Consider the following 14813-nt stretch of genomic DNA (forward strand, 5'->3'; position numbering starts at 1 on the left):
CACCAGCGTCTACTTGTTTAAATAATGTACATTCCAAAACAGAAAGACTATTTGCTAATATCGGCTGATTTAATTCGGATGCTCGCCATTCACAGCCAGAAAAACGATCTTCCACTCTGCTGGCGAACAAATTACAAAGGTCACTTTGATCCTCTGCTAATATGTTCACTACAAACTTGTCCGCCTTTAAAAATTCTTCATATAAGAACGCTTTTTTATCAATAGACCAGAGAACAAGTAATGGATCTAAAGAGACAGATGCAAAGGAGTTAACAGTCATTCCCATCGGCTTACCTTGTTGATCTAAAGCAGTTACCACGGTTACTCCTGTCGGGTAATTTCCCATTGCAGCCTTAAAACTTTCTATTCGTTTAGATTGGTTTTCCATCCGGCAACTTCCATTCTATTTTTCTTTCATCATAACAAATACCATTTATTGTTTCACATAATACGTTTTGTATTTAGTTTAAATTTATTCAGGACGGGTAAAGTATGAAGGAGAACAAATACTGGAGGGATTTTATATGACAGTCAAATTAACTGTAGAAAATGCCGTACAGGCTAAGCAAGAAATTGAACGATTAGAAACTCAAGGGTACCATAAAGACCATATTCATATTTTTGCACATTCAAAAGATCGTGCAGACGACGTAAATGACGCATTGGATACTTCTGATGTTGGAGTGAAGGAAATGGGATTCCTTCAATCAATGAAGAATATGTTCTCTTCACGTGGAGATGAACTACGAGCTAAAATGAGCGGTGCAGGATTAACCACTCAAGAAGCAGAAGCTGCAGAAAAAGAATTAGATCAAGGCAAACTAGTAATTATTGCTCATGATCCTAAATAAGTAGTAGAGACAGCCCCTTGTTAAACAAGGGGCTGTTTTTTGGCGTTCCAATATTGTATTAACATGACAAAAACTACATAAATCACTGGAACTATAGCTGTAAATGTAACAAGTCCACTCCATCCAAGTCGTTCCCATAGCGGTCCTAATAAGGTACTTCCCACCCCTACCCCTATATAGTACGAAACGAGGTATAGACTGGAGGCACTCCCTTTATGATGACTTGCCTCTCTACTAACGGAGGACGCTGCCAAGGAATGGGCTGTAAAAAATCCTAAGCACACTACACACAAGCCGACTACAATCATCCAAACTGAACTACTGTTAGTAAGTAAAATACCCATACTCAGCATAAAAACTCCAGATATGAGGACCTTTCTTTGTCCTATTTTTCCTGCCATCCAGCTGGCTAACGGGGAGCCAATTACCCCAAGCCCATATGCGAAAAATATATTTGAAACAGCATCAATTGAAAGTGAAAAAGGTGAATTAGTCAGATGGAATGGTATATATGTCCAAATCCCAGTAAAAGATAGCTGAAGCACAATTCCTAATCCGAACATTAACAGCAGGGAAGGATTTTTAAAATGATAAGCAAAGCCATCTAAATCATCTCTAAAGCTCGCTTCCTGAGGCTGGAAATTTCTAGATTTAGGTAACGTAACCAGCACTAATATAAAAACAAATATGCCACTAAACGCTAAAATATAAAAAGCTATTTCCCAAGAGAAGTGCTCTGTTGCGTAACCTGTCACGACGCGCCCTATCATCCCTCCTAAAGCATTACAGGATATATATAGGGCGGTTGCTACACTCAAAAATCTCTTATCTATTTCCTCACTTATATAGGCTAATGCTGCAGCTGGCACTCCAGCAAGTAGGAAGCCCTGGATAAATCGCAAAATAATAATCCACACAAAATTATCCGAAAGAGTCATAAGAAAAAAAGGAAACACCGAGCCAATTATAGAAAATCTAACGAAATTAGTTCTGCCTATCCGATCAGAGAAAAAACCTAAAACGATTAAACCAATTATAAGACCTACTGTTGTTAAGGACATCATCATACTAGAGTAAGAAACCTTAACTCCAAACTCCTTCGTAAACATCGGAAGTATTGGTTGAACTGAATACATAGAACCGAATATAAACATGGACGCTAAGCCCAGGCTCCCTACTATTCTCCAAAATTGAAAATCTCTAATAGAATATCCTTTAAAATTACTTGAATCACTCAATTTTATCCCATTCTTTCAGGAAGCCACAAAGATAGCTGAAGCTATAAGAGCCCCACCTCTTCTTAATCAATACCCTCACTACAATTCCCTCAAGTGAGTGGTCAATCCTAGCTCCATATTAATTGTCATAATTATAGCAAAATTAATTAGGTTAATGTTAAAGAATATTAACAGTGCCAATTAATCTTTCTTCAAGCTGAAATAGCCAGAATTATAGCTGAAAATTTAAGATACGTTAGCCCTTTGTATTTTGCCCCAATTTAATGCACAATAAATATATGAATCTTGAAGAGGTGAAATTGTGAAACCAGTCATACTCGCTGAGAAGCCAAGTCAAGCGAAGGCATATGCAGACGCTTTTTCAGTAAAACGCCATGAAGGCTATATTGAAATTCTCCCCTCACCTATCTTTCCCGAAGGAGCTTTTATTACTTGGGGAATTGGGCATTTAGTAGAATTGAAGGAACCTAAAGCATACGATCCTAAGTGGAATAGATGGTCACTCGCTAGCCTTCCGATACTACCTGAACGCTATGAATTTCAAGTAGCTAAAGGGAAAGCAAAGCAATTTACGATAGTGAAAAAACTCATCAAATCTACCGACACAGTCATTAATGCATGCGATGTTGACCGTGAAGGCTCTAACATCTTTTATAGTATATATAACCAAACAGGCGCCAAAGGGAAAACGATTAAACGTTTATGGATTAACTCACTAGAAGTAGATGAAGTTCGTAAAGGCTTTACTAACCTGCAGAACAATCAAAAGGACTTACTCATGTATGAAGAGGCAAAAGCTAGACAAATCAGTGATTGGCTTGTTGGTATGAATGCTTCTCGCCTATATTCCCTTTTATTAAAAGAACAAGGCATACAAGACGTATTTCCTATAGGACGCGTACAATCCCCTACACTATACTTGATTTATCAGCGTCATATGGAGATCGAGAATTTTGTATCTGAGCCCTTTTATGAAATAGAAGCTGTATTTACTGCGGATCATGGAAGCTATAAGGGAAAGGCTAAGGCCAAGGAGCCAAAGAGAGAAATTATTCAAGCACTTTTAGCTAAGCACGGTATTCAGCCTAATTCTCCAGGTGTGATAACCTCTGTAGTAAAACAGGACAAAAGAATTCCGCCGCCGCAGCTACATTCGCTATCGACATTACAGGCTACAGCCAATAGATTGTGGAAAGTAAGTCCAGCAGATGTTTTAAAAACGATGCAGGGACTATATGAAAAAAAGCTGGTGACGTATCCAAGAACAGATTCTCGTCATATTACTCCAAATGAGTTTGCTTATATCGTTGGACAAGTGGAGGATTATCAACGACTAATTAGTCAATCGTTTCCCATTGCCTCTCGCTCTCCGAAAAAACGTTATGTGGATAGCTCAAAGGTACAGGAGCATTACGCAATTATCCCAACTAAAAAGATTCCATCCCAATCTGTACTTGCTAGACTGTCACCGGTAGAGAGAAATCTTTACGAGGAAATTATTCGTACGACACTTGGAATGTTTCATACGGACTATCTTTACACAGAAACAAAGGTTACTACTGAGGTAAACGGATTACTATTCTTTACAACCGGCAAAACAGAGGTCGACAAAGGCTGGAAGGCTCTTTTTTCTCGTTCGACTAATGAAAAGGAAAAAGAAGAACCAACGCTTCCCCCTTTAACCGAACAGGAATCAGTTTCAAGTAAGATTGAAATTAAAGAAGGCAAGACAACCCCTCCAAAGCCATATACAGAGGGTCAATTAATAGCAATGATGAAAACCTGTGGAAAGCTAATAGAAGATAAAGATGAAACGGAGATTTTAAAGGAAGTAGAAGGTTTAGGAACCGAGGCCACAAGAAGTGGGATTATTGAAACCTTAAAAAGACACAACTATATAAAGGTAACCAAAAATATAGTTTCTATTACTGATAAAGGGCGTGTTCTTTGTCAGGCTCTTGAAGGAAACCTTCTCTCCAGCCCTTCTATGACTGCGAAATGGGAAAACTATTTACGGAAAATAGGAAATGGTGAAGGCTCTCAAGATCGTTTTCTTGGTAGCATAGCCAAGTTTATCTACAGCCTGATTAATGAAACACCTACCCAACTTAAAACCAAAAACATTACGATCAAGCTTCCTCCAAGAGAACCAAGTTCGAAATATGCAAAGTTTAAGCAGGAACCGATTGCTCCATGCCCTAAATGTGGACAAGGCTCCATTGTAGCACGTAAAAATTTTTACGGCTGTACCAATTATAAAAATGGGTGTACTCAAACATTTAATGGATTTTTCTTAAAGAAAAAAATTACTCCTAGTCAAATCAAGCTGCTTTGTACAAAAGGAATAACAAACATTATCAAGGGGTTTGAAGCGGAAAATGGACAAAAGTTTGATGCAAAGCTTGCTTTAGAAGAAGGCAAAGTAAAACTAGAGTTTAAATAACCCAGACTGTTTACAGGTTAAAGAGTGAAAGGAACCGAGCCATTTACCTCGATTCCTTTCGCTTTTTCTTTTATTCAAATGGATAGGCGTACACTGTCTCACCTAGACGTCCTGTTGTAATAACAGCTTGAGATAATGAGTTTACAATCGCTTCCTCCGTCACTTCTGCAGCAGCTTGGAACAGGTCATTCATGACAGCATGATCATCCCTTAGAACACTCCTTGGCTCCACGCTGTTCTCAGAGACATGTGGAATTTTATGTGCAGTTGAAAATGCGATAACAATATCGCCACTTCCATTGCTAAAGTGACTTCCTGTCCTTCCTAAGCCAATACCACAACGCTTGGCAACTCGCTTGAGCTGACTATTTCCAAGAGGTACATCCGTTGCTAAAACTATTATTATGGAGCCATCTGCAGGTGTAGGATACGACGGTACGGAACTATCATCCTTTGCATTATACCGTTCTGCCTGGAATTCTTCTTTCTTTCCAAAGTTACTTAGCACCATGCACCCGATGGTATAGGCGGTATCACTGGATGTATCATACACTATCCTGGAGGATGATCCTATCCCTCCTTTGTGACCGAAACAAATCATTCCTTTACCGGCTCCAACTGCTCCTTCTATAGAAGCCTCTGAAGTAGCATTTTGGATTGCTTCTATTGCATGCTTAGGTTCCACTGGAAGTTCACGTATAGAATTTAGCCTGCCATCGTTACACTCTCCGACCACAATATTAATTGTCCCAGTAGACACTCCGATATCAGGATTTTCTTTTAGCATATACGCCAAAGTTCCTTGAGTGACCGCTGGGACGCCAAATGTGTTGGTTAGCATAATAGGAGCCTCAATCACCCCTAACTCATCCACCTGCACTAGACCAGTTGTTTTGCCAAAGCCATTTAATATATAGCTAGCTCCGACAACTTTTTGATGAAATAGGTTATCGCCATGTGGAAGTATGGCAGTGACTCCTGTACAAACATGCTCCCCCTCTTGAAGTTGGTGATCTAGCGTTACATGGCCAACTTGGACACCCTCTACATCTGTAATACAGTTTTTTGGGCCCACTGGTAGCTTTCCTATTGTCACACCACGTTGTCGTATTTTCATTTGCTTCATATTTTATCCCCTTATTTTAGCTGCTTCCATCCACCTATTTTGATAAGCAGATTTTATGAACTCAGGTTTTTCTCCATATATTTGAATGATATCCTTAATCTCTTCTGCCCAATAAGTTTCGTTTCGATTAATGGCTAGACTAGGATAACCTGATCCCCTTTGCAAATAATCGGTGCTTGCAACTAAATACCATTTTTCATCTTCAATTGGAATCTCATTTAAATAGATAGTTTTAATATGCTTGCCATCGTGCTCAATTTTTAGTCCAGACACGTGTAATCTGCCCACAAATCTCCCCCTAAAACCTGGACCTCGACCTTCGGCCAAGCAAACCTGGGCATCTAAGGATGATTGCAGTGCTTCCTGAATATGCTTTCCTTGAATCTCAAAAAGAGTAGGGTTCAAGGGAGAAGGACAAATTTCTATTAGTTTTTTTCTAGACATCTCATGGAAGATACCCGCATTACAAATACCACTGTTAATAAGTCCAATGTCTGCCTTTAGCATATCCTTCAATCCATCCGCTATCAGATTACTAATAGGATTCTCCTCCACTACATCGTGCCAAAGAGGATTCCCTAAGGTATATAGCGGTTGACTTAATACGTTAACTGCCTTTTTTTTATTCACTTCTAAAACTGAAATAACCTGAGGATCCTCTTGTATTTCATTAGTTGATATAGTCTGAGAGTGGATTAGGCTAACCTTTCCTTTTGTCACTTCTATTTCAACTATTCCTAGGTACTCCCCATAGTTTCCAGCACTATTCATAATCGTATTATTAATTAACTTAGCTTCTGTGAATAATTTATGATCATGAGCTGATATGATAATATCAATTTCCTCTATTTCATTGGCTAACGGTTCATCTGCAAATGTACCCACATGGCTTAGCAGAATACATACGTCATATTTCCCTTGGTTTCTTTGAATCTCTTCCTTGATAGCATCCGTATAATCATTCATGTAGAGGCCAAGACCCTCGTTAAACACTCCCATATCAGGGGAAGAGCCTGTAATGAGGAGGCGCAAACCGTTCTTTTCCAGAATAGTACTCTTACATACTCCCTTTATAGCTGTTAAATCTTTTTTCACTAAATTATTACTTATAAAAGGAATTGGGCTATTACTAGCCATATGTTCTAGCGTATCAATCCCGTTGAACATTTCGTTGTTACCGATTGTAATTGCATCATAACCACCAGCCTCTAGCAGCTCAAGGGCCGCTATCCCCCTAGTTCCCTGTAGCTCGATGCTTTTAAAATCTGCAAAATCTCCTCCATCTAATACAATCGTATTTTCGTCTCGATGCTCTCGAATTAAAGAAACTATCTTTTTATAATTATCAAATTGACTATGTATATCATTCGTATGTAAGATTTTTAATCTTGTCATGAGCTATGTCTCCCCCTAATTATTCTCTTATCATACCATATTCTAATAATTCCATTAACTCTAATATTTACAAAATTTAAGCGTATTCCAATGTAATTAGGGAATAATTTTTACATAAGACTATTTAGGAGGTAATCAAATGGAAGTATTAAAAGTAAACGGTGAGTTAGATAAGAAAAAATTAGCTATTAGCATTCTAGTACCTGTTATAGGAGGTTCTATTACGGGATGGTTAGCCAATCGTAATGCACAAAAAAAATACAAAAAGCTTAAGCAGCCTTCCTTTGCTCCCCCTGCTCCCGTCTTCCCTATAGTATGGACGTCCTTATATGCATTGATGGGACTAGCCAAATATCGAGCTGATCAAAAAGTTCAACAAGAGGATAAGGAATCACCTGCAATACCTCTCTATGACTTACAGTTAGGTTTAAATTTCTTATGGTCTTTCTTGTTTTTCCGTTGGGGTCTTAGAGGAACAGCACTTATTGAAATGACCATTTTATTAGGTGCCATAGCCATGACAGCATATGAATTCCAAAAGAAAGATACTACTGCCGGCGCATTGATGGTACCTTACATCGGCTGGGTAACCTTTGCCTTAGGATTAAACTTTGCAGTATGGAAATTAAATAAATAACTTGAGAACACCAGATCTTGTAATCTGGTGTTTTTTTATCTATGGTTTTGATACAATTAATGTAAAATAATTAAATATATGGGGTTATATAAGTCTTAAAAATTTAGATGACATTGTGAAATCTCATATTACAGTTTATTAGCAGTAAAAATTAAAGCTAATTTTCAGCTTATCCAAATTTATTTTTAGTTGTACAAAATGTCTAGTGGGGTGATAAATGGTGTTAGATAACCAGAACGAGAGATTTTCAAAGATTGAAGCAGAACGTTTAAACATTGTTGATAAATCAGGAAAAGTAAGACTCTCCTTGTTTAATGACGATAATATTCCACCGGTTATTATGGATGGAGTAGATATTATTCCAGGTCACAGGAAAAATGATCCTATTTCAGGCTTAATGTTTTATAATGCAGAGGGTGATGAATGCGGCGGCTTAATTTATGGGGATGAAGTTAAGGAAAATGGAGATTATAGCGCCTTTGCTTCACTTACCTTTGACCAGTATAAACAGGACCAAGTTGTACAAATGAGGTATGTAGGCGAAAACGGGAATCATAATTATGGATTTACCATTTTTGATAGACCCAATAAAAATCTTGGAGAAATGATAAAGAGAACTAATCAAATTGAGAAATCGGATCTTACAACTAAAGAAAAAGAAGAAGCAATAGAGAAAGAGTATGCAGGTAGTGTTCAACGAGCATATATGGGTAAAGCGGAAAACGGAGATATTTCGGTACAACTTATGGATAGCAAAGGAAATTCACGCATAAGAATGGTTGTTGACGAAAACGATATACCTAAATTAGAGTTCCTTGATGAAAAAGGGAATGTTACATATAAACTTCCACCTGATTAAAGAGATGCATTTCCAGTAACCTTTGCCTTAGGATTAAACTTTGCAGTATGGAAATTAAATAAATAAAGAATAAACCCCAAATTGTATACATCAATCTGGGGTTTGTTTGTTCATTTGTTTTGATATACTTAATGGAATAGATAAACACATTAGGGAGTGACAATATGAAAAATATAAAACTATCAATGATGGAAGCAGTTATGCTAGAATCCTTACGAAGTAATGGCATGTCCAATCAGGAATTACTTAATAATTTAGATGGTCGTTCCTGGGAGGAGACTTTTTCTACCGAATATGAAGCATTACTTAATATTTACAGCCAAGATAAACAACAATTTATTGAGCTCTTGGAAAATGGCTACTCCGTCAAATTTATCACTTTTAATGGTTTAAAGAACTTACTTAAAATGAAATTCAACAAACTAGAGGAACAGGATTATAAAATTGTCGATAATACGTTTGAATTATTAGAGCTTAACCCACAACAATTAGGTACTCTAAGACAGCTTCTTTCTATCAACTGGGTAGTAGATGAGCACGAACGAGAAGGTTTAGACACTGACTCGATTCTAGTTAAATTAAAGCCTGTTGTGGTGTCTGAATAATATGACTCCAGTTAAAAAGCAGGATTCTTTTCAAATAGAAGCTCGCGATTATAATTTATACATTAATTGATAGAAATGGTCTACTCTTTCCGGGGGATGAGCGATAAGCCACCGCATACTCACGCGGTTGTGTTAACTTTTCCGTCACACTCATCCCTACTTAAGTTTTGCTATCAATATATGAAATTGTTACTGTTTGATTAGTAAATTGCATTTTATAAAAGTGTCTTACTTACAAAATTAATTTAGAAACTATTGGCCACTATAATAGTCACTTATAGCTCCGATTAACCCATTAACTTCCCATTCTCCCAAAGCATTTCCTTTTGTAACCACGGTTCCCCAAACGATTATATTCTATTTATAATTAGCCCTACGATTTTTTATTAATTCACACCAACTAAGATCACCTAATACTAATTATTCAGTAGCCTTTCAGAACCTACGATATTTATTACTACATTTAAGTATATCCATTATCCTACTATCATTTCCTACATCCCTTACCTCTATCCTGTTTTTAATAAAAAAACTAAAAATTTATGGAAATTAAATAATTTTGCAATATTCCTCTGCTATACTCCTTTTGAACTTAAAATATTTTCCTAGGAGTGAATGTATGATAAAAAGAGTGAACGATAAAAATGCAGTTAGCAAGATATTCCTTTCGCTACTGTTAATTGTTTCCATGGTTATTCCTTTTCTCTCTGTATCCAAAGTCGAAGCAACTGAACCTATTTCAGTGGCAGACGCAATTAGCAACAACACCGGAACAGCAACCGTACAAGGATATATAGTAGGTACCGCATCGTCTGGCACATCTTACGACCAAGATGCACCCTTTACTGTAGCAACCAACATTGGCTTAGCTGATTCCCCGGAAGAGACTAATCCAGCTAATATTCTCCCAGTACAGCTTCCGACCGGCACTGTACGTTCTGGACTAAATTTAGTAGACAATCCAAGCTTGTTCCAAAGTGAGGTTACGGTAACAGGAACTTTGGCTGCCTATTTCTCAGTTCCTGGCATGAGAAGCGCAAGTGCCTATACTATAACTTCTGAAGGAGAGACCCCTCCGACTGACGTTGAAAAAGTAGATCATATTGCAGAAGCGCGATCTATTACAGACCAAAATAAAGTGATACGTGTGACCGGAACTGTGACAACTGGTCTTGGCTATTGGGGAGGTAAAGCTTTCTATATTCAAGATGAAACAGGTGGTCTCTATGCATATACTAGCTCTGCTGATGTAAATCCAGGGGATATCGTTGAATTAGAAGGAAAGGTTAGCCCATATAGTGGAGAGCTGCAAATTCAGCCTACTACTATAAAAAAAATCTCTTCTGGTAACCCTTTACCATCTGTTCAAGAAATAACACCTGCTGGAGTCAATGAACAGACACAAGGCGAGAGAATACTATTAAATAATGTAACGATTTCTAATTTAACAGCGGTTAATGATTTTGGAACTTTTGAATTCACCGCCACACACGAAAACGGTGAATCCATCATTATTCGCAATGATAATCGCAACGGTCTTGATTATGAAACCTTTACTAAGCAATATAAAAACGGTGATTTAATTAATGTATCTGGTATTGGATCCATTTTTAACACTACTTACCAAGTTAAAACACTTGGTTTAGAAAGCTTTGAGCAAGTAAACAAGCCTGCCGTGTATCCAAATATCTACCCTGGAACCGTCTCAGAAGGAACAGAAATTACTTTAACGACTCCTTGGGAGACAGCCAGCATTTATTACACACTAGATGGCTCCACCCCAACTGTATCAAGTACAAAATATACCGAACCAATTACATTAACAAAAGATACAACGATTAAAGCAATCGCAATTGGTGACGATACCTCAGAAATATTCACGTTTACGTATACTGTTTTAAAAACAGATAATCTCTCTATCCGTGATATCCAAGGACAAGGTCACTTTTCTGATTATGAAGGTGCAACTGTACAAAATATTACCGGTGTAGTAACACACTTGTATAATTCAGCTAATTTTGTTATTCAGGATATCAACCCAGATGATAACCACCATACATCTGAAGCAATTATTGTTAATAAAAGCTCTAATGGTTTAAAGGTTGGCGACTTAGTAACAGTTGCCGGGACAGTAGAGGAATGGTATTACGATGGCTATTCTGACATGAAAGCAAACGACCTACCAATCACTAGAATCAGAGCTACTGAAACACTTAAAACAGGAACTGCAGAGTTACCAGAACCATTAGTAATCGGAGAGGATATTCATCCTCCGACAGAGCTTATTGATAACGATGGTCTGACTTCCTTCGATCCTCTTGAGGACGGAATAGATTTTTGGGAATCTGTGGAGTTAATGCGCATAGCTGTACCAAATGCAAAAGTCGTTGGACCTCAAGACTATGGTGAAATTGTGGTAGTGGCTGGCAATTCGGTTAATACTACATTTAATGCTCTAGGTGGTATTAATATTTCTGCTGATGACTATAACCCTGAAAGAATTACAGTATTAATCGATAATGAGAACTATGATGCAAAATCTGGTGATTATTTTACAGAGGAGATTGTCGGAGTCATGGGCTTTGGTTTTGGAAACTTTAAGCTATGGACTGATGAGGAATCACTCCCTTCTATCACTCGTGTTGAAAAGCCTATTACGATAACGGAGATTGTTCCAAGCGAAGAAAAGCTGACGGTCGCTGCTTATAATATAGAGAATTTCTCCGCTAACATCGAAAGCACACCAAACGAGAAGGTTGTAAAAATTGCACGATCATTTGTTGAAAATATGAAATCTCCAGATATTATTACATTAGTAGAAGTTCAAGATAACGACGGTCCTACTGACTCTGGAAATTCCGATGCTTCTGCAAGCTATGAGCGATTAATTGCTGCCATTGTGGAGGAAGGCGGACCTGCATACGAATGGACGGATATTGCACCTGAATATAATCGTGATGGTGGACAACCTGGAGGAAATATTCGAGTTGGCTATCTATACAACCCGGAAAGGGTAACACTTTCTGAGGGTACAAAAGGAAGTTCAACTGATTCCGTTGCTTGGGATGAGGGAGGAAATCTCATTTTAAATCCTGGACGTATTTTAGACTTACCTTTGGAAAATACCCGTAAGCCACTTGCTGCACAATTTGAATTCCAAGGTGAAAAAGTAGTTGTAATTGGTGCTCACTTAAATTCTAAGGGTGGAGATCAACCTTTATTCGGGAAAAACCAGCCACCTTTGTTAGGATCAGAAGCTGAGCGAATCGAGATTGCAACTATGATTAATAATTTCGTAAAAGCAGGACAAGCAAAAGACCCTAACTTGAAGGTTATAGTGGCCGGAGATATGAACGACTTTGAGTTCACTCCTGCATTAGCAGCTTTAAAGGGCGGAATATTAACTAATATGGTAGAAAAAGTTCCTGCAGGTGAACGATTCTCGTATTACTATCAAGGGAACAACCAAGTCTTAGACCATATTTTGATAACAAATAATTTAGCAGAAAAAACTGCAGTGGATATGATTCATATCAACGCTAACTATATGGATATTCATGGACGTGCCTCTGACCACGACCCAATTATTATTCAAGTTGACTTGAAGGAACAAGAGTCACCATCTCTGCCTAATATCCTTAATCTAAAAGTGGATCAAAAGCATATTAAAATAGATGTTAATAAATCATCAACATTTAAGCTTACCGCTATGATAAATAATAAAGGAAAGAAAAATTCTACTATTGATGTAACTGCAGATGCAGAATATAGTGGCTATGATAAAAATATCATTTCTGTCAATGAGGGAGTAATTACGGCTAAATCTGCTGGAAGCACAACCATTAAAGCTACTTATAGTAACAAATCCGTTACTATTAAAGTAATTGTACAAGCAGAAAAAATGGGAAGAAAATAGTTACAGCAAAAAGTAAAAATGATATCCATTCACAAAAGAATCCTATCCCTGTAAAAGGTGATAGGATTCTTTTATGTTTATTCATTGTCTACAAATTTCCCATGGCTTGGTTTGGCAATTCGTTTAAATTCACTAACTAATAAATGCAGATTGCTTTTAAGTATTTCTCCATGCATTGGAAGACCGTGACCAGTTACTGCTATATCAGGCTTCAAGGAATCTAGAAGTTTTACGGAGTATTCTGCATCCTCCCAATTTGTTGTCAAATAACGAGGTGGTCCACTTATTTCTTGTTCTTGTGTAAACACCTTGTATAAATACTCTTGTTTGACCGTAACAAATGCATCACCGGCAATCAATAGTCCATCTTCTTTTCTAAATAGCGAAACATGCCCCGGGGAATGACCTGGAGTATGAAACCACTTAAAACCTGGCATAAAAGGAACAGAGCCATCCTCTGGCAAGATGTGTACATGATCTCCCAGGTCTATTGCTTTAACAGGAAACATCCCAGACATTTTGGAAACCATTCCTCCTTCTACGGAAGTATCCGGATCTGGATAATCCTGCGCTCCCGTTAAAAAAGGAAGTTCCAGTGGATGAGCATACACAGGGACATTCCACTTTTCAACTAGCTCTTTAATAGCTCCTACATGATCAAAATGTCCATGTGTTAAGATGATCGCCCTTGGTTTTTTATTCTCACCAAAACGCTCCTCCACTATCTCTATAATCTTATCAGCAGATCGAGGCATTCCAGCGTCTACTAAAACGAACTCATCTGTACCTGGCTTCCCTACTAAACAAACGTTTACAATTTGAATGGTGTAACAAAAGACATCTGGTAGAATCTCTAAACCTACACCACTACCAACAGATGTCGTCGGAATATACTTATAATCGTCTCCGTAAGATATCGAATTGTCCATAATATTTAATCCCCTTCCATTATTATCTTAGTTTCTCTTCCCTCCTCAAATTTATACTTTATTATCGTTTACACTTTTACCAACCATTTTAAACCTTCTATCTCTTGATTTTATATAAATACCATAAAGTCTCTGCAATAGTCTCGATATATAGCTTCTCTTCTTACATTAATATTTTCCTATGGGGAAACAATAATCAAACCTCTCTCCAAATGATTAAAGAATAATTAGTGTACGTATAAAAAAAAACAAAGGATGGCTTTTATAGTCATCCCTTGTTTTTATCATTCCATGTTTAATGTTTAACTAACCTTAAAAAGTCCTGCTCTCCAACTATTTCTAAAGGAATCCCCTTTTGGATTAAGTCCTCAGCCTTTTGCATTTTGGAGCTTTTTATCCCTTCTACATATTTCATAAGCGCTTGATCTCCAACTACTAAAAAATTTGTATCTATGTCAACGGTCCCTTTACAGGTAGCTCCACGGTCAGCTGCATATTTAGCTGCATTCGATCTTGTCATAGAATCCATTTTTCCTGTAAAAACAATATTTGCACCATAAAATGGATGACGAGTATTTTTCTCTATCTTGTCTGGAACTATAAAAGGAAGGGCCATGTCTTCCTTGCTCTTTTTTACTCCTGAAGGAGCTTTCTTAGTATCATGTGAACTATTAACTTTGATCTTGTGTAACAGAGACATTTCTTTTAATGAGCTGGTTCTTGTTTTTTTCATTGCTTCGATTGTTATTAATGCTGCAGCTCTTGCATCCTCCAATGCATCATGATGTTTGAATTGGATACTTAAATAGTTGGC

Annotated in this window: 12 protein-coding genes; 6 read left to right on the plus strand and 6 right to left on the minus strand. The window is 37.5% G+C overall.

Annotated features, from left to right (window positions below; all coding sequences use genetic code 11):
* Nucleotides 1-388 (minus strand): flavin reductase family protein (locus tag AC06OU_RS02505; protein ID WP_475853746.1); only part of this gene is annotated, 388 nt, incomplete at its 3' end.
* Between the two features lie 136 nt (nt 389-524).
* On the opposite strand from AC06OU_RS02505, the gene AC06OU_RS02510 reads away from it, so the two are divergent.
* Entirely contained in the window at nt 525-851 is a 327-nt protein-coding gene (locus AC06OU_RS02510; protein ID WP_169359058.1) for a YflT domain-containing protein, read from the plus strand.
* A 20-nt stretch (nt 852-871) separates the two neighbouring features.
* Here AC06OU_RS02510 and AC06OU_RS02515 read toward each other — a convergent pair whose 3' ends face one another.
* The gene (locus AC06OU_RS02515; protein ID WP_475853748.1) at nt 872-2089 is read right to left on the minus strand and encodes an MFS transporter; all 1218 of its coding nucleotides are present in this window, start codon (nt 2087-2089) and stop codon (nt 872-874) included.
* Between the two features lie 301 nt (nt 2090-2390).
* Between AC06OU_RS02515 and AC06OU_RS02520 the strand changes: the two genes are divergently transcribed.
* On the plus strand, nt 2391-4532 hold the full coding sequence (locus AC06OU_RS02520; RefSeq protein WP_475853750.1) for a type IA DNA topoisomerase: 2142 nt from the start codon (nt 2391-2393) through the stop codon (nt 4530-4532).
* Between the two features lie 70 nt (nt 4533-4602).
* Here AC06OU_RS02520 and AC06OU_RS02525 read toward each other — a convergent pair whose 3' ends face one another.
* Nucleotides 4603-5649, minus strand: coding sequence for a DmpA family aminopeptidase (locus tag AC06OU_RS02525; protein WP_475853763.1), 1047 nt, complete (start codon nt 5647-5649; stop codon nt 4603-4605).
* Nucleotides 5650-5661: 12 nt separating this feature from the next.
* A complete protein-coding gene (locus AC06OU_RS02530) occupies nt 5662-7053 on the minus strand; it encodes a bifunctional metallophosphatase/5'-nucleotidase (protein WP_475853752.1) in 1392 nt (463 codons plus the stop codon).
* A 139-nt stretch (nt 7054-7192) separates the two neighbouring features.
* Between AC06OU_RS02530 and AC06OU_RS02535 the strand changes: the two genes are divergently transcribed.
* The 4 genes from AC06OU_RS02535 (at nt 7193) to AC06OU_RS02550 (ending at nt 13070) form a co-directional block, all read left to right on the plus strand.
* Nucleotides 7193-7690 carry a TspO/MBR family protein gene (locus tag AC06OU_RS02535; RefSeq protein WP_475853754.1) on the plus strand — a complete coding sequence of 166 codons (498 nt, stop codon included), beginning with the start codon at nt 7193-7195 and terminating at the stop codon, nt 7688-7690.
* A gap of 217 nt (nt 7691-7907) precedes the next feature.
* The gene (locus tag AC06OU_RS02540) at nt 7908-8549 is read left to right on the plus strand and encodes a hypothetical protein (protein WP_475853756.1); all 642 of its coding nucleotides are present in this window, start codon (nt 7908-7910) and stop codon (nt 8547-8549) included.
* Nucleotides 8550-8713: 164 nt separating this feature from the next.
* A complete protein-coding gene (locus AC06OU_RS02545) occupies nt 8714-9154 on the plus strand; it encodes a hypothetical protein (protein WP_475853757.1) in 441 nt (146 codons plus the stop codon).
* A gap of 619 nt (nt 9155-9773) precedes the next feature.
* Nucleotides 9774-13070 (plus strand): DUF6359 domain-containing protein, encoded by a 3297-nt coding sequence (locus tag AC06OU_RS02550; RefSeq protein WP_475853759.1) that lies wholly within the window; start codon nt 9774-9776, stop codon nt 13068-13070.
* Between the two features lie 77 nt (nt 13071-13147).
* Here the strand turns inward: AC06OU_RS02550 and AC06OU_RS02555 are convergent, their stop codons facing one another.
* Together AC06OU_RS02555 and AC06OU_RS02560 are read right to left on the minus strand one after the other, a co-directional pair.
* Nucleotides 13148-13999, minus strand: a complete 852-nt coding sequence (locus AC06OU_RS02555) for an MBL fold metallo-hydrolase (protein WP_475853761.1) — start codon at nt 13997-13999, stop codon at nt 13148-13150.
* Nucleotides 14000-14294: 295 nt separating this feature from the next.
* Nucleotides 14295-14813 (minus strand): BRCT domain-containing protein (locus tag AC06OU_RS02560; protein ID WP_475853762.1); only part of this gene is annotated, 519 nt, incomplete at its 5' end.

It is taken from the genome of Psychrobacillus sp. (assembly GCF_056205495.1).

Bases quoted from the DNA above. Each gene is read 5' to 3' on its own strand.
- AC06OU_RS02510 (WP_169359058.1), top strand. From the start codon at position 525: ATGACAGTCAAATTAACTGTAGAAAATGCCGTACAGGCTAAGCAAGAA.
- AC06OU_RS02525 (WP_475853763.1), bottom strand. From the start codon at position 5,649: ATGAAAATACGACAACGTGGTGTGACAATAGGAAAGCTACCAGTGGGC.
- AC06OU_RS02555 (WP_475853761.1), bottom strand. From the start codon at position 13,999: ATGGACAATTCGATATCTTACGGAGACGATTATAAGTATATTCCGACG.
- AC06OU_RS02530 (WP_475853752.1), bottom strand. From the start codon at position 7,053: ATGACAAGATTAAAAATCTTACATACGAATGATATACATAGTCAATTT.
- AC06OU_RS02545 (WP_475853757.1), top strand. From the start codon at position 8,714: ATGAAAAATATAAAACTATCAATGATGGAAGCAGTTATGCTAGAATCC.
- AC06OU_RS02540 (WP_475853756.1), top strand. From the start codon at position 7,908: ATGGTGTTAGATAACCAGAACGAGAGATTTTCAAAGATTGAAGCAGAA.
- AC06OU_RS02535 (WP_475853754.1), top strand. From the start codon at position 7,193: ATGGAAGTATTAAAAGTAAACGGTGAGTTAGATAAGAAAAAATTAGCT.
- AC06OU_RS02550 (WP_475853759.1), top strand. From the start codon at position 9,774: ATGATAAAAAGAGTGAACGATAAAAATGCAGTTAGCAAGATATTCCTT.